The 19,200-nt window shown below is 74.1% G+C and carries 18 protein-coding genes; 15 read left to right on the top strand and 3 right to left on the bottom strand.

All coding sequences use genetic code 11. The features are described 5' to 3' along the window. The first annotated feature begins 181 nt into the window (after nt 1-181). The 12 genes from BZZ08_RS32525 (at nt 182) to BZZ08_RS32470 (ending at nt 12,817) form a co-directional block, all read left to right on the top strand. Nucleotides 182-583: a hypothetical protein gene (locus BZZ08_RS32525; protein ID WP_104635790.1), complete on the top strand. Its 402-nt coding sequence runs from the start codon at nt 182-184 to the stop codon at nt 581-583. A gap of 78 nt (nt 584-661) precedes the next feature. Then, on the top strand, nt 662-1,243 hold the full coding sequence (locus tag BZZ08_RS32520; protein WP_104635789.1) for a carbonic anhydrase: 582 nt from the start codon (nt 662-664) through the stop codon (nt 1,241-1,243). An 8-nt stretch (nt 1,244-1,251) separates the two neighbouring features. Continuing rightward, nucleotides 1,252-2,742, top strand: a complete 1,491-nt coding sequence (locus tag BZZ08_RS32515) for a SulP family inorganic anion transporter (protein WP_104635801.1) — start codon at nt 1,252-1,254, stop codon at nt 2,740-2,742. 101 nt (nt 2,743-2,843) lie between these two features. After that, entirely contained in the window at nt 2,844-3,620 is a 777-nt protein-coding gene (locus BZZ08_RS32510; RefSeq protein WP_104635788.1) for a slipin family protein, read from the top strand. An 88-nt stretch (nt 3,621-3,708) separates the two neighbouring features. Continuing rightward, nucleotides 3,709-5,091, top strand: coding sequence for a PhoX family protein (locus tag BZZ08_RS32505; protein WP_104635787.1), 1,383 nt, complete (start codon nt 3,709-3,711; stop codon nt 5,089-5,091). A 68-nt stretch (nt 5,092-5,159) separates the two neighbouring features. After that, nucleotides 5,160-6,683 (top strand): FAD-dependent oxidoreductase, encoded by a 1,524-nt coding sequence (locus BZZ08_RS32500; protein WP_198601824.1) that lies wholly within the window; start codon nt 5,160-5,162, stop codon nt 6,681-6,683. A gap of 86 nt (nt 6,684-6,769) precedes the next feature. After that, complete coding sequence (locus BZZ08_RS32495; RefSeq protein WP_104635785.1) at nt 6,770-7,630, top strand: polysaccharide deacetylase family protein; 861 nt, start codon at nt 6,770-6,772, stop codon at nt 7,628-7,630. Nucleotides 7,631-7,648: 18 nt separating this feature from the next. Continuing rightward, on the top strand, nt 7,649-7,879 hold the full coding sequence (locus BZZ08_RS32490; protein WP_104635784.1) for a hypothetical protein: 231 nt from the start codon (nt 7,649-7,651) through the stop codon (nt 7,877-7,879). A 145-nt stretch (nt 7,880-8,024) separates the two neighbouring features. Further along, nucleotides 8,025-8,780, top strand: a complete 756-nt coding sequence (locus BZZ08_RS32485) for a peptidyl-tRNA hydrolase (RefSeq protein ID WP_104635783.1) — start codon at nt 8,025-8,027, stop codon at nt 8,778-8,780. 89 nt (nt 8,781-8,869) lie between these two features. Beyond that, nucleotides 8,870-10,186: a DUF692 domain-containing protein gene (locus tag BZZ08_RS32480; RefSeq protein WP_104635800.1), complete on the top strand. Its 1,317-nt coding sequence runs from the start codon at nt 8,870-8,872 to the stop codon at nt 10,184-10,186. Between the two features lie 116 nt (nt 10,187-10,302). Next, on the top strand, nt 10,303-11,100 hold the full coding sequence (locus BZZ08_RS32475; protein WP_104635782.1) for a TIGR04222 domain-containing membrane protein: 798 nt from the start codon (nt 10,303-10,305) through the stop codon (nt 11,098-11,100). Nucleotides 11,101-11,215: 115 nt separating this feature from the next. Continuing rightward, nucleotides 11,216-12,817 carry an alpha/beta hydrolase gene (locus tag BZZ08_RS32470; protein WP_198601823.1) on the top strand — a complete coding sequence of 534 codons (1,602 nt, stop codon included), beginning with the start codon at nt 11,216-11,218 and terminating at the stop codon, nt 12,815-12,817. 31 nt (nt 12,818-12,848) lie between these two features. Here the strand turns inward: BZZ08_RS32470 and hemQ are convergent, their stop codons facing one another. Next, nucleotides 12,849-13,580: a hydrogen peroxide-dependent heme synthase gene (gene hemQ, locus BZZ08_RS32465; RefSeq protein ID WP_104635780.1), complete on the bottom strand. Its 732-nt coding sequence runs from the start codon at nt 13,578-13,580 to the stop codon at nt 12,849-12,851. Between the two features lie 4 nt (nt 13,581-13,584). Beyond that, the gene (gene hemG, locus BZZ08_RS32460; RefSeq protein WP_104635779.1) at nt 13,585-15,069 is read right to left on the bottom strand and encodes a protoporphyrinogen oxidase; all 1,485 of its coding nucleotides are present in this window, start codon (nt 15,067-15,069) and stop codon (nt 13,585-13,587) included. A 155-nt stretch (nt 15,070-15,224) separates the two neighbouring features. Here hemG and BZZ08_RS32455 point away from each other — a divergent pair, with 155 nt between their 5' ends. Beyond that, on the top strand, nt 15,225-16,220 hold the full coding sequence (locus tag BZZ08_RS32455; RefSeq protein ID WP_104635778.1) for a DUF4349 domain-containing protein: 996 nt from the start codon (nt 15,225-15,227) through the stop codon (nt 16,218-16,220). Nucleotides 16,221-16,247: 27 nt separating this feature from the next. After that, entirely contained in the window at nt 16,248-17,645 is a 1,398-nt protein-coding gene (locus BZZ08_RS32450) for an FAD-dependent oxidoreductase (RefSeq protein WP_104635777.1), read from the top strand. 13 nt (nt 17,646-17,658) lie between these two features. On the opposite strand, the gene BZZ08_RS32445 is transcribed toward BZZ08_RS32450, so the two are convergent. Continuing rightward, on the bottom strand, nt 17,659-18,006 hold the full coding sequence (locus BZZ08_RS32445; RefSeq protein ID WP_104635776.1) for a hypothetical protein: 348 nt from the start codon (nt 18,004-18,006) through the stop codon (nt 17,659-17,661). A gap of 135 nt (nt 18,007-18,141) precedes the next feature. On the opposite strand from BZZ08_RS32445, the gene BZZ08_RS32440 reads away from it, so the two are divergent. Then, nucleotides 18,142-18,960 (top strand): rhomboid family intramembrane serine protease, encoded by an 819-nt coding sequence (locus BZZ08_RS32440; protein ID WP_104635775.1) that lies wholly within the window; start codon nt 18,142-18,144, stop codon nt 18,958-18,960. Nucleotides 18,961-19,200 lie beyond the last annotated feature (240 nt).

Here is a 19,200-nt window from a genome sequence, read left to right as displayed (position 1 = left end):
TCCATTCCCGCCAACCCACCCGCCGATTTCAGGCTCTCTTCCGGCTCGTAACGCCACGTTAACCCTGCAAAGCCCGTTGCAGGGTTAACGTGTTTCTTGACCACGCATTGACCATGCGTTGACCTTGCTTTGACCGTGCACCGGCGCGCGCCCTCGGCGCGAACTGCCTGGAGGGGGGCGTATGTCACGCGGCACGACGGCCCGGACCGTGTTTCCGCTCCTCGCCGCCGTCCTGCTCGCCCTGGCGGTCTTCGCACCCGGCTCACCCTTCGCATCCGCGCACACGAGCCGTGATGCCGTGGCCAACACCCACCCCGGAACCACCCTCTCCGGCACGGCCGCCTACGACGAGACCGTCACCTGCCACGACACCGGCCGCTCCGGGAACCCGAACGGTTCCGCGGGGGTCCGCGACCGGCACCGCACCACCGCCGTGCCCCAGCCCGACACCCCCGAGCGCCCGTGCGCGCGACAGCGCGACCCCGCGGCGCCCGCGCCCCTCAGGCCGGCCCTGGCGACCGCGCACCGGCCGAGATCCGCGCCGGACCACTCGCCCGCGGCCCTTCAGGTCTTCCGCTGCTGACGGACCACCGGCACATCCCCCACCTCTGTCCCACCCGTCCGACGCGCCCCCACGGCGCGCCAGGAGGAATACCTCATCATGCAACCCCTCATCGACAACGCCCGTACGTTCGGACAGCGCCCTGAGGAGTTCGCCGGGCACGCCCAAGGCCAGTCGCCCGAAGTCCTGTTCATCACCTGCTCCGACTCCCGGGTCGTACCGGCCCTGATCACGGGCGCCCGGCCCGGCCAGCTCTTCGAGCTGCGCACCGCCGGCAACATCGTCCCGCCCTACGCCACCGAGCGCCCCTCCGGCGAGGCGGCCACCGTCGAGTACGCCGTCCAGGTCCTCGGCGTCGCCGACATCGTGGTCTGCGGCCACTCGCACTGCGGCGCCGTCGGCGCGCTGGTGCGCGGCGACGACCTGACCGCCGTACCCGCCGTGCGCGACTGGCTGGCGCACGCGGCGGACGAGCCGGAGCCCTGCGACCCCGCCGACCCGACGGTCGCCGGGGCCGTGCAGCACCACGTCCTGGCGCAACTGCTGCGCCTGCGCTCCTACCCCTGCGTCGAGCAGCGGCTGGCGGACGGCCGACTGCGGCTGCACGGCTGGTACTACGAGGTCCACACCGGCCTCGTGCGCGCGCACCGCGCGGACACCGACGCGTTCGAGACCCTGTGAGCGCCGGCATGTCCCTCATAGCCGATCAGAACCGAAGGTTCCCGCACTGGCGGCAGGACCTCACCGCGTCCCTCGTCGTGTTCCTGGTCGCGCTCCCGCTGTGCGTCGGCGTGGCCGTAGCCTCGGGTGTCCCGGCCGAACTGGGCCTGGTCACCGGCATCGTGGGCGGCCTGGTCACCGGTTTCCTGCCGGGCAGCAGCCTCCAGGTCTCCGGCCCGGCCGCCGGGCTGACCGTGCTGGTCTTCGGCGCGGTCGACCAGTACGGGCTGGCCGCGCTCGGCGTCATCGTGCTCGCCACCGGGATCATCCAGCTCGTGATGGGCGCCCTGAAGCTGGGGCGCTGGTTCCGGGCGATCTCCCTGTCGGTCGTCGAGGGCATGCTGGCCGGCATCGGTCTGGTGCTCATCGCCGGCCAGCTCTACTCGGCCGCCGGTCTCGAGGCGCCGGCCTCCGGCATCGACAAGCTCACCGGGCTGCCCGGGGCCGCCGCCGAAGCGCTGGGCAGCACCGAGGCGCTGACCTCGCTCGCCCTGGGCGCGGGCACCGTCGCGGTGATGGTGCTGTGGAAGCGGCTGCCGAAGCGGGCGCAGACCGTGCCGGGGGCGCTGGCCGCCGTCGGCCTGGCCACCGCGGTCACGGCGGCGTTCGGCCTGTCGGTCGCGACCGTCGAGGTGAGCGGCCTGCTGGACGTGATCCAGCCGCCCGGCGCCGACGCCTTCGGCGAACTGGCGAGCGTGGGCCTGCTCGGCACGATCGTCGCCTTCACGCTGATCGCCTCGGCGGAGAGCCTGTTCAGCGCCGCTGCGGTGGACCGGCTGCACGACGGGCCGCGCACGGAGTACGACAAGGAGCTGATGGCGCAGGGCGCGGGCAACACCGTGTGCGGTGTGCTCGGCGCGCTGCCGATGACCGCGGTCATCGTGCGCAGCTCCGCCAACGTGGCCGCGGGGGCCCGCACCAAGGCGTCCCGGGTGCTGCACGGCGTGTGGCTGCTGCTGTTCGCGGCGCTGCTGCCGTCCGTGCTGGGCCTGATCCCGCTGCCCGCGCTGGCGGGCATCCTGGTCCACGCGGGCTGGAAGCTGATCCCGTTCCGCAGCATCCTGCCGCTGTGGCGCGACCACCGGGGCGAGGCGCTGATCCTGGTGGTCACGGCCGTCTCGATCGTCGCGGTCAACATGTTCGAGGGCGTGCTGATCGGTCTGGCCCTGTCCGTGGTCAAGACCGCCTGGGAGGCCTCGCACCTCAAGCTGGAGATCGTCGACAAGGGCGCGGGCCCCGTCCAGGCCCATCTGACCGGCAACGCGACCTTCCTGCGGCTGCCGAAGATCCTGGAGGGCCTGGAGGCGCTGCCGCAGGACCGCCCGGTCGAGCTGGACCTGTCCGGGCTGCACCATCTGGACCACGCCTGCCGCACGGCCCTGGAGAACTGGGCCGAACGGCACAGCGCCACCGGCACGGACCCGGTGAAGGTCACCGAACCGGAGAAGGCGGGGGTGTAGCCGGAAACCCGCCGCCGGTTCCCGGGCATGGCCCCGGAACCGGCGGCGGGCCTATCGTGGCATAAAGGGTGAAAAACCGTCCTCCGAGTGAGGAGGCCGCCATGGTCCAGGAGCTTCTGACCGCGGCCGCCGCCGTCGGCAGCGCGGGCGTCCTCTACGTCGCCGCGGCGGCGCGGGTCGTCCGGCAGTACGAACGCGGGGTGGTCTTCCGGCTCGGACGGCTGGCGGGTCAGGAGCGCGGCCCCGGGTTCACGATGATCGTGCCGTTCGTGGACCGGCTGCACAAGGTGAACCTGCAGATCGTCACGCTGCCGGTGCCCGCTCAGGAGGGCATCACCCGCGACAACGTCACCGTGCGGGTGGACGCGGTCGTGTACTTCAAGGTCGTCGACGCGGCCAACGCGCTGGTGCGGGTCGAGGACTACCGGTTCGCCGTCTCGCAGATGGCCCAGACCTCGCTGCGGTCCATCATCGGCAAGAGCGACCTGGACGACCTGCTGTCCGACCGGGAGAAGCTGAACCAGGGGCTGGAGCTGATGATCGACAGCCCCGCGGTCGGCTGGGGCGTGCAGATCGACCGGGTCGAGATCAAGGACGTCTCCCTGCCGGACACCATGAAGCGCTCGATGGCCCGCCAGGCCGAGGCCGACCGGGAGCGGCGCGCTCGGGTGATCAACGCGGACGCCGAACTCCAGGCGTCGAAGGTGCTCGCGCAGGCGGCCCGGCAGATGTCCGAGACGCCCGCGGCCCTGCAACTGCGGCTGCTCCAGACGGTCGTGGCGGTGGCCGCCGAGAAGAACTCCACCCTGGTGCTGCCCTTCCCCGTGGAGCTGCTGCGCTTCCTGGAAAAGGCGCAGGAGCACCCGGTCGAGCGGTGACACGAGCTACGCGCGTGGTTCCCGGGACTCCTGGCAGGTGATAGACACGGCGGGTCACAGTCCTGTCCGCCAGCAGGAAGGTTTCCCCATGTCCACGTCCCACAGCGCGGCGACCCGCCGCCAGGTGCTCGCCCGTACCGGAGCCCTGGGCGCAGGCATCGCCTTCACCGGCGCCCTGTCCGAACTCTTCGCCGGTACCGCCGCCGCCCAGCCCCTGGGCCACACCGGCTACGGCCCCCTGGTGCCCGACCCCGACGGCCTGCTGGACCTGCCCAAGGGCTTCCGCTACCGGGTGCTGTCCCGCGAGGGCGACCGGCTGCGTTCCGGGGAGGGCCCGGTGCCGTCCAACCACGACGGCATGTCCGCCTTCCCGGGCAGACACGGCCACACCCGCCTGGTCCGCAACCACGAGAACCGCGCCGACGGCCGGGTCCCGGTCCCCACCGTCAAGGGCCTGACGTACGACCCGGAGGGCAAGGGCGGCTGTACCGCGCTGGAGCTGGACTCCCGCAACCACGTCCTGTCCGAGCGGGTCGCCATCGCCGGTACGGCCGTCAACTGCGCGGGCGGGCACACGCCCTGGAACACGTGGCTGACCTGCGAGGAGACCGAGGACCGGGCCGGCACCAACGGCTACACCAAGGACCACGGCTTCATCTTCGAGGTCGACCCGGCCGACCCGCACCGCACCGGCGCGGTGCCGCTGACCGCGATGGGCCGCTTCCAGCACGAGGCGATCGCCGTCGACCCGAGGCGCGGCGTCGTCTACGAGACGGAGGACGCCTTCGACCGGCCGTTCGGTCTCTTCTACCGGTTCCTGCCCGAGAAGCCGCTCGGCGGCCGCGGCTCGCTGCGGGCGGGCGGCCGGCTCCAGGCGATGCGCGTGCCCGGCGTGCCCGACCTCTCCTCGATCCAGGAGACGGGGGCCACCTTCGACCGCGTCGAGTGGGTGGACGTGCCCGACCCGCTGGCCGACGGGACGCCCATCCGCTTCCAGGACTTCGGCCGGGGCGGCATCACCCACGCCCAGAAGCTGGAGGGCTGCTACTGGGGCGGGCACAGCGTGTACTTCGTGTCGTCCTTCGCCCACAGCGACGAGGGCTCGGCCGCCGACCACTACGGCCAGATCTGGCGCTACGACCCCGAGCGGCGCCGGCTCACCCTGGTGATCGTCTTCGGCCCGGACACCGACGTGCAGCTCCCGGGCGAGTCCCCGGACAACATCTGCCTCGCGCCCAGCGGCGGCCTCATGGTCTGCGAGGACGGCAACGGCGCGCAGCACGTCTTCGGCGTGACCCGGCGCGGCGAGGTGTACGCGATGGCCCGCGGCGCGCAGAACATCGGCACGGAGGAGGAGCCCGAGTGGGGTGAGTTCGCCGGTGTCACCTTCTCCCCGGACGGCGACACGATGTACGTCAACTGCTACACGCCCGGCACCACCTTCGCGGTGACGGGTCCCTGGCGCAGGTAGCGGCCGGGTCCCAGGCGGGGCGCGCACGCCCGGTCACTGAAGCCGCGGCCATGGGGTACCCGGGCCGCATGACTCAGAACGTGCAGGTCAACGGCTCGTACTGGCTTCAGACGGCACCGGGCGGCGCGCCCCGCCCCGCGCTCGCCGAGGATCTCGACGTCGACGTCGCCGTGATCGGCGCCGGCGTCGCGGGGCTCAGTACGGCCTGGGAGCTGGCGCGGGCCGGGCGGAGTGTGGCGGTCCTGGAGGCCGGGCGGGTCGCCGCCGGTGTCACCGGGTACACCAGCGCCAAGCTGACCGCCCAGCACACCCTGGTCTACGACAAACTGCGCCGCACCCGCGGTCCCGAGGGCGCCCGCCTGTACGCCCGCTCGCAGTCCGAGGCGATCGAGCGCGCCGCCGGGATCGTCGCCGAGCTGGGCATCGACTGCGACTGGGAGACACGCGACGCGTACACCTACGTCCGCGATCCGGGCCGCGTCGACGAGGTACGGGCGGAGGCGGCGGCCGCGAAGGAGGCGGGGCTGCCGGCGTCGTTCGTGACGGAGACCGGGCTGCCGTTCCCGGTGGCGGGCGCGGTGAAGGTGACCGGGCAGGCCCAGTTCCATCCCCTGAAGTACCTGCGGGCGCTCGCCGCGGACCTGGAGGCGCACGGCGGGCGGATCTTCGAGGACACCACCGTCCAGGGCCTGGACGAGGGCGAGCCGTGCCGGGTGAGGACGGAGGCGGGGGCGACGGTCACCGCCCGGGACGTCGTGGTCGCCACGCACTACCCGATCTTCGACCGGGCGCTGCTCTTCGCCCGCCTCTCCCCGCGCCGCGAGCTGGTCGTCGCCGGGGCCGTCGAGGCGGACCGCGACGTCGACGGCATGTACATCACGCCGGAGGAGAACACCCGCTCGGTGCGTACGGCCCCCCTGGACGACGCGGGCCGCCGCCTGCTCGTCGTCACCGGCGAGCACTTCACGCCCGGCACGGGCGACACCCGCGAGCGCTTCGACCGCCTGGCCTCCTGGGCGGACGAGCACTTCCCCGGCGTCGACCGCACCCACGCCTGGGCCACGCAGGACATCGACCCCACCGACACCGTGCCGATGGCCGGTCCACTGCACCCGGGCGCGCACCACACCTACGTCGCCACCGGCTTCGGCGGCTGGGGACTGAGCGGCGGCATGATGGCGGGCCGGCTGCTCACCGCGCAGATCACCGGCGAGGAGTGCGCCTGGAGCGGGCTGTACGACCCGCGGCGGCTGCGCACGGCGGTGCGTGAGGCACCCGCGCTGCTCAAGACGCAGGCCGAGGTGGCCAGGCACTTCGTCGGCGACCGGCTGCGGCCCGCGCCGCCGGTGGACGCGCTGCCGCCGGGCGAGGGCGCGGTGGTCCGGGCGGGCGGCGACCGGCTCGCGGTCTACCGGGACGAGGCCGGCGCCCTGCACGCCGTCTCGCCGCGCTGCACCCACCTGGGCTGCCTGGTCGACTTCAACGCGGCCGAGCGCGCCTGGGAGTGCCCCTGCCACGGCTCCCGCTTCGACACGGACGGCAAGGTGCTGGAGGGCCCGGCGACCAGGCCGCTGGAGCAGCGGGACATCTGACGGCGGCTGGGCCGGGCGGGTGAGCACGGCGGCACGTCACCCCCCACAGTCATACAAACCGAATATCCCACTCCTACGTTCGTACGGTGATCACTTTCGTACGACGCGCCGCCGCCCTCTGTGCCCTGGGCGCCGCCCTCGCCGCCTGCGGAACCACCGGGGCCGAGCAGACCCCCCGCCCGGCACCCTCGGCCCCCGCCCCGTCACCGCCCTCCGCCCGGACGCCCACCCTCGCCCCCGGCCCCGGGGGCCTCACGCCGGTCTTCGAACACGGCCCGCGCACGGAGGGCACGAAGGACGGCAAGCTGGTCGCCCTCACCTTCGACGCCGACATGACCGCCGACCAGGGGCCGCGCGCGGCGTCGGGCGAACGGTTCGACAACCCTCGACTGATCGCGACGCTGCGGAAGCTGAAGGTGCCGGCCACCGTGTTCATGACCGGCCGCTGGGCCGAGGAGTATCCGGACGAGGCCCGCTCCATCGGCCGGGACCCGCGGTTCGAGATCGCCAACCACTCCTACAGCCACTACGCCTACACCGACGACTGCTACGGCCTGCCGACCGTGTCCGAGGACCGCATGCGTACGGACCTGGAACGGGCGTACACCGCCTTCGAGAAGGCCGGGGTGCCGAACCCGATGCCGTACTTCCGCTTCCCCGGCGGCTGCTACGACAAGGCCGCACTCAGGGAACTGTCGGCCACCGGAGTCACCGCCGTGCAGTGGGACGTGGTGAGCGGGGACGCCTTCGCCACCGACGCCGACGCGGTGACCCGGCAGGTGCTCGACGGGGTGCGGCCGGGTTCGGTCGTCGTCATGCACTGCACGCGCAGCGCCGCCCCGGTGACCGAGGAGGTGGTCCGGGCGGTGGTGCCCGAGCTGCGCCGCCAGGGCTACCGCTTCGTGAAGGTCTCGGAGTTGATCGGCGCCGCGAACGGGCGCCGCTGACGGGCCTACGCTGGAGGCATGAGCGACGAACACGACCCGGGCGCCGACGGCCCCGACGGCCCCGGCTGCGAGCCCGGCGGCTACTCCCTGATCGACACGGCGCCCCGGCCGCCCAGGGCCGACGGCCCCCCGTACGCGGAATGCGTCCTGTGCCGGGAACCGACGGAGTACCCGGAGTCGTACAAGGGCGTCACGCTCTGCCCGGTCTGCGAGTGGCAGGAGGCGCAGCGCACCGCCTGCTCAGGCTGACGGCCCGCGCGAACTCAGCGCACGGGCCGCGGATGCCGTAGCGGCGTCCCACGCCGTCCAGCCGGAGATCGGGGCGCAGGGGGCCATACTCTCGCGGGCCGGAGGCTTGGCGGGCTCGGGCGGGAGGCTTGGCAGACTGTAGGGCGTGAGCAACGACCCGACGACTCCCGTCCCCGCCCCCGTTCCCGTCCCCGACAGCCCCTTCCGTCCCGAGCCCGGCGACCGCGACCTCGCGCCGCAGTTCGTGCTGCCGCTGGTCGTGCGCATCGAGCGGGCGGCGCCGCCGCCCCGTACCGACGCGCTGGAGACCGCGGCCCGTGCGGTGCTGGTGATGCTCGCCGACGAGCGGTCGGCCGGTGACGGCGCGTGGGCGCGGGCGGTGCGGGACTGGCAGGACGCCCGCATCCGCAAGGTCGTACGGCGGGCCCGCGGCGCGGAGTGGCGCCGGGCCGAGGCGCTGCCCGGCATCACGGTCACCGGCAAGACGGCCGAGGTGCGGGTCTTCCCGCCCGTTCCGCTGGACGGCTGGCCCAAGGACCTGGCCCGCCTCCAGGTCTCCGGCACCGACCTCGACGACCCCGAGCCGCCGGCCGACGCCGACCCCGCCACGCCGGTGCTCTGGATGAACCCGGACCTGGAGATGTCGGCGGGCAAGGCGATGGCCCAGGCGGGCCACGGGGCGCAGCTCGCCTGGTGGGAACTGTCGGACGGCGAGCGGACGGCCTGGCGCGACGCGGGCTTCCCGCTGTCGGTGCGCACCGCGGACCCGGCCCGCTGGCCCGGCCTCACCACCGGCGCCCTGCCGGTGGTGCGCGACGCCGGGTTCACGGAGATCGCGCCGGGCTCCTGCACGGTGGTGGCGGACCACCCGGCGCTGCGGCGGCGGGAACCTCAGATGTAGCTCTGAACATGCCCCGCCCGGGGTTCGGCCCGGGCCGGGTGGGCGATACCCCCGACATGTTCGCCGGAGGGGAGGCAACCATGGAGCGCATGGCGCGGCTGGGCACCGGTATCGGATGGCGGCCGGAGATCGCGGACGTCGTGGAGGGGATGCCCGGCATCGACTGGGTCGAGGCCGTGTCCGAGAACCTGTGTCCCGGGCATCTGCCCGACTCGCTGCTGCGGCTGCGCGAGCGCGGGGTGACCGTCGTGCCGCACGGGGTCTCGCTGGGGCTCGGCGGCGCGGACCGGCCGGACGCGGGGCGGCTGGCGGCGCTGGCCGAGCGGGCGGAGGTCCTGGGCTCGCCGCTGGTCACCGAGCACATCGCGTTCGTACGGGCGGGCGGGGCGCTGACCGCCACACCACCTCTTGAGGCGGGGCACCTGCTGCCCGTTCCCCGCACCCGGGACGCCCTCGACGTGCTGTGCGAGAACGTGCGCATCGCCCAGGACGCGCTGCCCGTGCCGCTCGCCGTGGAGAACATCGCCGCGCTCGTCTCCTGGCCGGGCGAGGAACTGACGGAGGGGCAGTTCCTGTACGAGCTGGCCGACCGGACCGGCGTGCGGCTGCTGATCGACGTGGCCAACCTGCACACCAACCACGTCAACCTGGGCGAGGACCCGGCCCGCGCGCTCGGTGAGCTGCCCCTGGAGGCCATCGCGTACGTCCACGTCGCGGGCGGCTTCGAGCGGGACGGCGTCTGGCACGACAGCCACGCCCACCCCGTACCGCGGCCGGTGCTGGACATCCTGACCGACCTCGCCTCGCGCGTCGCACCGCCGGGCGTCCTGCTGGAGCGGGACGAGAACTTCCCCGACGGCGACGAGCTGCGGAGCGAGGTGGAGGCGATCCGCGTCGCCGTGGAGAAGGGGCGGGCGGCGGCCACCGGGAGCCGGGCGGCCGCCCGCACCCCGCGCACCGGCGCCGATGCGGGCTCCGGCGCCGACGACGCCGTACGGCAGCGGCTCGGGCTGGCGCAGGCCGCGCTGCTGTCCGCACTGGTCGCGGGGACGCCCGTGCCCGACGGGTTCGACCGGGTGCGGCTGGGGGTGCAGGCGCGGGCGCTGGCCGGGAAGCGGGCCGACGTGGTCGGGAAGGTCGCGCCCGAGCTGCCGGTGATCCTGGGCGCGCGGTACCGGCCGGCCTTCCTCGCCTACGCACGGGGCTGTCCGATGACCGGCGGCTACCGGCGGGACGCCCTCGACTTCGTCGCACACGTGCTGCGGACGGGGCTCGGGGACGAGGACCCGGGTGTGCGGCGGGAATTGCGGGAGTGGTGGCTGGAGCGGTCGGGACCGGTGCCGCGCTCGGCGCGTCCCGGGGTCCGGCTGGCCCGTGCGACCAGGCGCGTCCTGCTCCGCCGTTGAACCGGGGACCGTCTCGGGGGACATCGTCAAACGGAACGTCACATACCCACAACACTGCGTCCCGGAATGTGAACAGGGCATGGCGCCGGCGAAAGCCCTTGGCATAGAAGTACGGCATGTTCTGGGTCCTTTTCCTCCTGTCGGCCTGGGCCGTCGCCGGTCTCGCGTGCCTGCGGCTGTGCCTGGCGGCCGTGCGCGCGGCGGCCGTCGAACCGCACGCCGTCGTCCGTGAGCACACGCTGACGCTGTACGAGGCGGCGTTCCTGTCCGGCGGCCCGCGGCGGGTGGCCGACCTGACGCTGGTCTCGATGGCGCGCCAGCGCCGGCTGCTGCTCGCGCACACCGGCTGGGCGACCGTCGTCGACCCGTGCGGCCGGGACGACATGGAGCGGTCGGTCATAGGGGCGATAGGGCCCGGGGGACAGTCGCGGATAGCGCCGGTACGGGCCGCCGCGGCCGCCGCCGACGCGGTACGGAGCCTGGCCGACCGGCTGGTCGGAGCGGGCCTCGCGGTCCCCGACGGCGGCGCCGGTGGCGTCGCGGCCGGGGTGCGGCGGGTGCGGGTCGCCGCGGTGACGGTGTGCGCGCTCGGCCTGGTCGCCCTGGCGCTGCCGCTGCCCGCCACCGAGCCGCGTCTGCTCATCGCCCTCTGGTTCGCGCTGCCGCTCGCCCTGACCCTGGGGTGCCTCGCCATCACCCGCATGGAGATCCACCCGTACGCCCGCTGGGCCTCCCCCGCCGGGCAGCGGCTGGTCGGCGCCCTCGTCCGGCAGGCCGACGGCACGGCCGACGACCGGACCTTCCTCACCTCGGTCGCCGTGCGCGGCGTCCACGCGATCGGCGAACCGGATTTGCGTGCGGCCTTCGCGCACCGCGAGAAGTACGCCGGGGACCACTGGGAGCGCCGCGCCTGACCACGCCGGGGGCGCACGGAGGCACTCGGCGGCGACACCCGCGGGCGGTGCTTGCCCCGCCCGGCCGGCGCACCAAACATCCCTTGTGTCACACCGTGCACCGAAGGGATACGCGATGCGAGCTGCCGCCCTCTACTCGGCCGCCGGGGCCTTACTGCTGACCACCCTCGCCGCCACCCCGGCCCAGTCCGCCACCCCGGCCCAGTCCGTCCCCTCGGCCGGGCCCGGGTCCGCCGAGGCGCGCGGTACCGCCGTGGCCGCCCGGCGCGCGGCGGCGGCCGGGATCGAGTTCGGCAGGTGCCCGAAGGCGGAGCAGCTGCCGGGCGGCATCCGCTGCGGCACCGTGTCCGTGCCGCTGGACTACGCCCACCCCGACGGGAAGCGGATCAAGCTGACCGTCAGCCGGGCGCGGGCCACCCACAAGGACCCGGACGACGGCAAGCGCGAGGTGCCCGGCCAGGGCGCCCTCCTCTTCAACCCGGGCGGTCCCGGCGCCTCCGGGCTGTACTTCCCGCTGGTGGGCATGGTGCCCGAGTGGAAGCGCGTCGCCGCCGCCTACGACCTCGTCGGTTACGCCCCGCGCGGGGTCGCGCCCTCCGCGCCGCTGTCCTGCCAGGACCCCGGGGACTTCTTCAAGGGGCCCCGCCCCGCCCCGACGCGGCCCTCGGACGCGTACAAGGAGCAGCGCGCCGCCGAGGCCGAGGCGTACGCGCGCGACTGCGCGGAACGGGGCGGGGAGGCGCTGCGGCACTACCACTCGCTCAACAACGCCCGGGACCTGGAGGTGGTCCGCGCCGCGCTGGGCGAGCGGCGGCTCACCTTCATGGGCGCGTCGTACGGCACCTACCTCGGCGCGCTGTACGCCGAGCTGTTCCCCTCCCACGTGCGGCGAATGGTGTTCGACGCGGTGGTGAACCCCGACCCGGAGCAGATCTGGTACCGCAACAACCTCGACCAGTCCGAGGCGTTCGAGGACCGCTGGGACGACTTCAAGGCGTGGGTCGCCGAGCACGACGCCGTGTACGGGCTCGGGGACACCGCGAGGAAGGTGCAGAACAGCTACGAGGAGGCGAGCGCGCGGCTGGCGGCACAGCCCGCGGGCGGGACGGTGGGCCCCGCGCAGTTGCAGGGGGCGTTCCTGAAGGCCGGGTACTACGACGACTACTGGCCGCACCGCGCGGAGGCGCTGTCGGCGTACCTGAAGGGTGATCCGCAGCCGCTGGTCGACCAGGCGGGGACGCGGACCGAGGAGGGCGCGGTCGGGGCGGAGAACTCGAACGCCGTGTACACGGCCGTGGAGTGCAACGACGCGCCCTGGCCGACCGACTTCGAGGTCTGGGACCGGGACAACACGCGGCTGGCCCGCCGGGCGCCGTTCGAGACCTGGGACAACGTCTGGACGAACCTGCCGTGCGCCTACTGGCGGGCGCCCCGGCAGCGGCCCCTGGACGTGCGCACCGCGCCGGGTGAGCTGCCGCCGACGCTGGTCCTGGCCGCGGAACGGGACGCGGCGACGCCCTACGAGGGGGCGCTGGAGCTGCGGCGGCGGCTGGCGGGCTCGGTGCTGGTGACCGAGCGGGACGCGGGGACGCACGGCATCGCGGCCGGGCCCAACGCGTGCGTCAACGGCCACCTGGAGGCGTACTTGCTGGAGGGCCGCCTCCCGGCGCGGGACACGTCGTGCGCCCCGCGCCCGGAGCCGAGGCCGAGGGCCTGACGGATCAGGCGGTTTCGACTGGGCCGGCTGATCAGGCCAGCCCGGCGATCAGCTCGCCGAGGTCCTTGCGGCGCCCCGTGTAGAACGGGATCTCCTCGCGGACGTGGCGGCGGGCCTCGGAGCCGCGCAGGTGGCGCATGAGGTCGACGATGCGGTGCAGCTCGTCGGCCTCGAAGGCGAGGATCCACTCGTAGTCGCCCAGCGAGAAGGAGGCGACCGTGTTGGCCCGCACGTCCGGGTAGCCGCGGGCCATCTTGCCGTGGTCGGCGAGCATGCGGCGGCGGTCCTCGTCGGGCAGCAGGTACCAGTCGTAGGAGCGCACGAACGGGTAGACGCTGATGTAGTTCCGCGGCGTCTCGTCGGCCAGGAAGGCCGGGATGTGCGAGCGGTTGAACTCGGCGGGGCGGTGCAGCGCCATGTTCGACCAGACCGGCTCCAGCGCACGGCCCAGCCTGGTGCGGCGGAAGAGGTTGTACGCCTCCTGCAGCTGGTCGGCGGTCTCGGCGTGCCACCAGATCATCAGGTCGGCGTCGGCGCGCAGCCCGGACAGGTCGTAGGTGCCGCGGATCGTCACGTCCTTGGCGGCGAGCTGGTCGAACAGCTCCTGGACCTCGTCGGCGTACCCGGCGCGGTCCTCGGGGAGGGTGTCCTTGAGCTTGAAGACGGACCAGAGGGTGTAGCGGATGACCTCGTTGAGGTCCTTGGCCAGCTTGCCCTTGTTGGGGATGCGCTCGGCCGCGGGGGTGGAGGCGTCGTCACTCATGGCCCTATTCTCCCGCTCCGCCGTGCAGGCTCTGCACCGGGTGGGCCGTGAGCCGCTCCACACCGGCGAAGTCGCCCCGGATCTGGTCGACGGCCGCGTACGCGCTCGCGATGCTGGCCGGGATGCCGACGCCGTCGTAGGCCGCGCCGCACACCGCGAGGCCCGGGAGTTTCGCGACGTGCTCGCGGACGCGGGCCACGCGCGCGTGGTGGCCGACGGGGTACTGCGGCAGGCCGTCCCGCCAGCGGGTGACGCGGGTGGCGACCGGCGTGGCGGTCAGCCCGGTGGCCTCGGCCAGGTCGTGCCGGGAGACGGCGACGAGGCCCGCGTCGTCGCGGCCGAGGATCTCCGTGTCGCCGTACCGGCCGACCGAGGTGCGCAGGACGACCAGGTCGGGGTCCTCGTCGGCGATCCAGCCCCACTTGCGGGAGGCGAAGGTGGACGCCTTGATGGTGTGCCCGTCGACCGGCGGTACGAGGAAGCCGCTGCCCTCGGGGAGCGCGGCGGCCGCCGAGCGGCGGTAGGCGAGCGTGATCAGGGCCATCGAGGCGTACTCGACGGCGGACAGCTCGGCCGCGGCGGCGGGCGCCTCGGCGCGCAGCAGTTCGGCGGCGGGGCGGGCGGGTACGGCGACGACGACCGCGCCGGCGTGCAGCACCCGGTCGCCGGCGACGATCCGCCAGCCGTCGGACGCGGTGCGGCGCAGCTCGGTGACGGGCGCGTCGGTGACGATCTCGCCGCCGCGGGCGCGGACCGACGCGGCGACGGCGAGCGGGAGGGTGCCGATGCCGCCCTCGATGCCCATGAACACCGGGCCGCTCGCCGGGGAGGTGGCGGTGCGGCCCTGGAGGGCGCGGACCGCCTCGGTGAGGGAGGTGTGGGTGCGGGCGGCCTCGAAGAGCTGCGGCACGGCCGAGCGCAGGGAGATGCGGTAGGCGTCACCCGCGTAGACGCCGCCCAGCAGGGGTTCGACGAGGCGGTCGACGACCTCGCGGCCGAGCCGCGCGGCGACGTACTCCCCCACCGCCACGTCGTCGCCGACCTCGGTGCGGGGCAGTGCGGCGTCGCGCTCGATGCGGGCGAGGCCCTCCTCGGAGAGCACGCCGGACAGGGCGGCGGCGGTGCCGGGGACGCCCATGACGTGGCCCTTGGGCATGGGGCGCAGGGCGCCGCGGGTCCACAGGGAGGCCGACGCGGTGGACGGCGGCTGGAGGCGGTCGGCGAGTCCGGCGGCGCGGGCCAGGCCGACGGCCTCCGGGCGGCGGGCCAGCATCGACTCGGCGCCGAGGTCGACGCGCACTCCGGCGATCTCGCCGGGCAGCAGCTTGCCGCCGACGCGGCCGGACGCCTCCAGGACGGTCACCCGGGCGCCGCCCTCCAGGAGGCGGTGGGCGGCGGCCAGTCCGGCGATACCGGCTCCTACGACGACTACGTGTCCAGGTTCCTCTTCCGGGGGAGTCTCGCCCGCCGTGGTCTCGCTTGCGCTCATGCCCCCAGCGTCTCAGACCCCGGTTCCCGCGTTCCGCGCACCCGTCCGTCCCGCGAGTCCGGACCGTGATCTCTTCGGGACCGTTCCGCGCCGTCGTACGAGCCCCCGCGTGCGTCGTAGAGACATCAGTCGCTACCACCCCGGGGGTACCCACCATGCGGACACGACGAGCAACGACGAGAAGATCCACGCCACCCGCCCGCGCCCTGGCCGGCCTGCTGCTGGTCACGGCGCTGGCCCTGACCGGCTGCAGCGGGTCGGACGCCGGGTCCGACTCGGGCGGCGGCGCCAAGGCGGCCGCGCCGCAGGAGGGCTCGCGGGCGGAGGGCTCGCAGGCCGACGACGGGACCGGCGCGGCCGGTGCGGGCCGGGCCGACGGCGCCGACGCGAGCGCCCCGCCGAAGCTCGCCCCGGCCCACCTCATCCGCACGGTCTCCCTGAGCGTTCAGGTCCGGGACACGTCCGAGGCGCTGGACGCGGCCCGCACCGCGACCGAGGACGCCGGAGGTTACGTCGGTGACGAGTCCACCACCCGGGACGCGGAGGGCCATGAACGGACCGAGGTGACGCTGCGCGTGCCGGTGGAGCGGTACGAGGACGTGCTCGACGAGCTGGAGGGCGCCGGGAAGCTGCTCCGGCGCGACGCGCAGGCCGAGGACGTCACCGACCAGGTGGTGGACGTGGACAGCCGCGTGAAGTCGCAGCGCGCCAGTGTGGCCCGGGTCCGCGAGCTGATGGACCGGGCGACGAAGCTGAGCGACGTGGTGTCCCTGGAGGGCGAGCTGAGCACCCGCCAGGCGGAGCTGGAGGCGCTGCTCGCCCGGCAGGCGGCCCTGAAGGACCGCACGAGCCTGGCCACCATCACCCTCTCCCTGTCGGAGACCCCGGTGAAGCACGAGGAGAAGAAGAAGGAGGACGACGACCCCGGATTCATGGACGCGCTGGCCGGCGGCTGGGACGCCTTCGTGACGATGCTGCGCTGGGTGGCGGTGGTGCTCGGCGCCGTGCTGCCGTTCGCCGCGGTGGCGGCGCTGCTCGCGCTGCTGTGGCTGCGGGTCGTACGCCGCAGGCTGCCGCGCCGTCCGGCGCCGGCGTCCGCGGCGCCGCGTGGGGAGGCGGCCCCCGGCGGGGACGGCGGCGGGCGGGAGTGAAATGCCCCGCCCGCGTAGCGTGTTCGCATGAGCATGAGCGCTGCGGGCGGTACGAGGGAACGGCTGGTCGTCGTCGGTGGTGACGCCGCGGGGATGTCCGCGGCGTCGCAGGCGCGTCGGCTGAAGGGTCCGGACGAGCTGGAGATCGTGGCGTTCGAGCGCGGACACTTCAGCTCGTTCTCGGCGTGCGGCATCCCGTACTGGGTCGGCGGCGACGTGCCCGAACGGGACCAGCTCGTCGCGCGCACGCCCGAGGAGCACCGCGCCCGGGACATCGACCTCAGGATGCGCACCGAGGTCACGGAGATCGACGTGGCCGGGGGGCGGGTCCGCGCGCGTGACGTGGATTCCGGGGCCGAGTCCTGGACGTCGTACGACAAGCTCGTGATCGGGACCGGGGCGCGGCCGATCCGGCCGGAGCTGCCGGGTGTCGACGCGCCCGGTGTGCACGGGGTGCAGACGCTGGACGACGGGCAGGCGCTGCTCGACACGCTGGCCCGCACGCGTGGCCGTCGCGCGGTGGTCGTCGGCGCCGGGTACATCGGCGTGGAGATGGCCGAGGCGCTGATCAACCGCGGCTACGAGGTGACGGTCGTCAACCGCGGCCGCGAGCCGATGTCGACGCTCGACCCGGACATGGGCCGCATGGTGCACGAGGCGATGGAGGGTCTCGGCATCACGATGGTCGACGGCGCCGAGGTCACCAAGGTGCTGACCGGGGACGACGGCCGGGTCCGGGCGGTGGCGACGGAGGACGCCGAGTTCCCGGCGGACGTGGTGGTGCTCGGCATCGGCGTACGGCCCGAGACGGGACTCGCCGCGGCCGCGGGGCTGCCGCTCGGCGCGCACGGCGGGCTGCTGACCGATCTGGCGATGCGGGTGCGCGGCCACGAGAACATCTGGGCGGGCGGCGACTGCGTGGAGGTGCTCGACCTGGTCTCCGGCCGGGAGCGGCACATTCCGCTGGGGACCCACGCCAACAAGCACGGACAGGTCATCGGCACCAACGTGGGCGGCGGTTACGCCACCTTCCCGGGCGTGGTCGGCACGGCGGTCAGCAAGGTCTGCGACCTGGAGATCGCGCGGACCGGCCTCAGGGAGAAGGACGCGCTGCGCGCGGGGCTCCGGTTCGTGACGGTGACCATCGAGTCCACCAGCCGCGCGGGCTACTACCCGGACGCCTCGCCCATGACGGTGAAGATGCTGGCCGAGCGGCGCACCGGGCGGCTGCTCGGCGTCCAGATCGTCGGCCGTGAGGGCGCGGGCAAGCGGGTCGACATCGCCGCGGTGGCCCTCACGGCCGGGATGACGGTCGAGCGGATGACCGCCCTGGACCTGGGCTACGCGCCGCCCTTCTCCCCGGTGTGGGACCCGGTGCTGGTGGCGGCGCGCAAGGCGGCGCGGGCGGTCGAGGAGCAGCGCTGAGCGGCTGCGCCGGTCAGCCCGTCCCGTTGATGCGGTCGATGGCCTGCCGGGCCTGCTCGGCCGGGGGCCGGGACGGCAGGGAGGACACCGAGCCCGGGGTGGCAACCGGCGCCGGGGCGGTCGCCACGGCGGGCGGCTGCTCACCGGCCGGCCTGGCGTGCGTCGCGGCCCGGGTGGCGCGCAGCCGGTGGCTCACCGCCTCGTCCAGGGTCACCGGCCGCTGCATCTGCGCGGCCAGCCGTCCCGCTTCCTGACCGAGCCGGGCGACGTCCTCCCAGGGCAGCCGCAGCACGAGGGCGACCTCGGCCTCGCCGTCGGGCAGGGCGTGCATCGCCGGAGCCGGTGTGACCCGTTCGTTCATCGCCTGTTCCTCACGTCGTCCCCGCGCCCCGCCTTCCCCGGACCGCGGGCGGTTGAGAGGGCATACGTACACACGGACGGGGGCGTTCAACGGAACGCACCGGTACACCGTCCGCCGGGCGGGCAGTAGTGTCTCGTGGTCATCCCCGTCCATGACGTGAACCCGACGCGCCGCACCGCGTGGGTGACGTACGCCCTGATCCTCGCGAACGTCCTGGTGTTCCTGTTCACCCCCGGCATGACCGGGTCGGCGACGGGCGACGGCAGCCTCGCACAGATGTGTGACCTCCGGGCCTTCCTGGACCACTGGGCGGCGGTGCCGCAGGAACTGCTCCAGCACCGGATGCCCCGCCTGGTGCCCACGGGTGCCGTCGGGGTCGGCCCGCAGGGGCCCGGCTGCGTGGTCGCGCCGCCCGGCTACGACAAGTCGCCGGAACTGAGCGTCCTGACGGCGATGTTCCTGCACGGCGGCTGGCCGCACCTGCTGGGCAACATGCTCTTCCTGTGGATCTTCGGCAACAACGTCGAGGACCGGATGGGCCACGTCTCCTTCCTGCTGTTCTACGGCGTGTGCGGTTACGCGGCGACCTACGGCTTCGCGCTCCTCAACGCCGACTCGGGCGCCCCGCTGATCGGCGCGTCCGGCGCGATCGCCGGGGTGCTGGGCGCCTATCTGGTGCTGTATCCGAGGGCCCGCGTCTGGGTCCTCGTCCCCTTCCTGATCTTCCTGCCGCTGCGGCTGCCCGCCTGGATCGTCCTGGGCCTGTGGTTCGTCCTCCAGGCGCTCTACTCCGGCGGCCAGGGCGTGTCCGACGCCGGCACCGTCGCCTACGTGGCCCATGTGGTCGGTTTCGCGGTCGGCATGCTCCTCGCCTGGCCGCTCAAACGCGGCACTCCCCCGCCACCGGAACCACGCGGCATCCTCTTCGGCCGACGGGCCCGACCGGCCCCGTAGTTGGCTGCCTCGGGTCACGCGTGCGACCTCTCGGTTGGGGGCCGGGGCGGGTCGTACGCACGCTCATACGGCCGGTGGGCCTGCGTGGCGACCGGCTCGGGTGCTGTCGGTGGTGCTGCCGGGCGGGGCCCGCGCGATCCGGGCGACGCGCCTACGCGTGGTCGAGCATGCCCTCCCGCAGGCGGGTCAGCAGGCGGGAGATGAGCCGGGAGACGTGCATCTGGGAGACGCCGAGGCGCT

The organism is Streptomyces sp. MH60 (assembly GCF_002939385.1).
Taxonomy (GTDB): Bacteria; Actinomycetota; Actinomycetes; order Streptomycetales; family Streptomycetaceae; genus Streptomyces.
The sequence above is the reverse complement of the archived record's forward strand: the minus strand, read 5'-3'. Positions and strand labels throughout refer to the sequence as shown.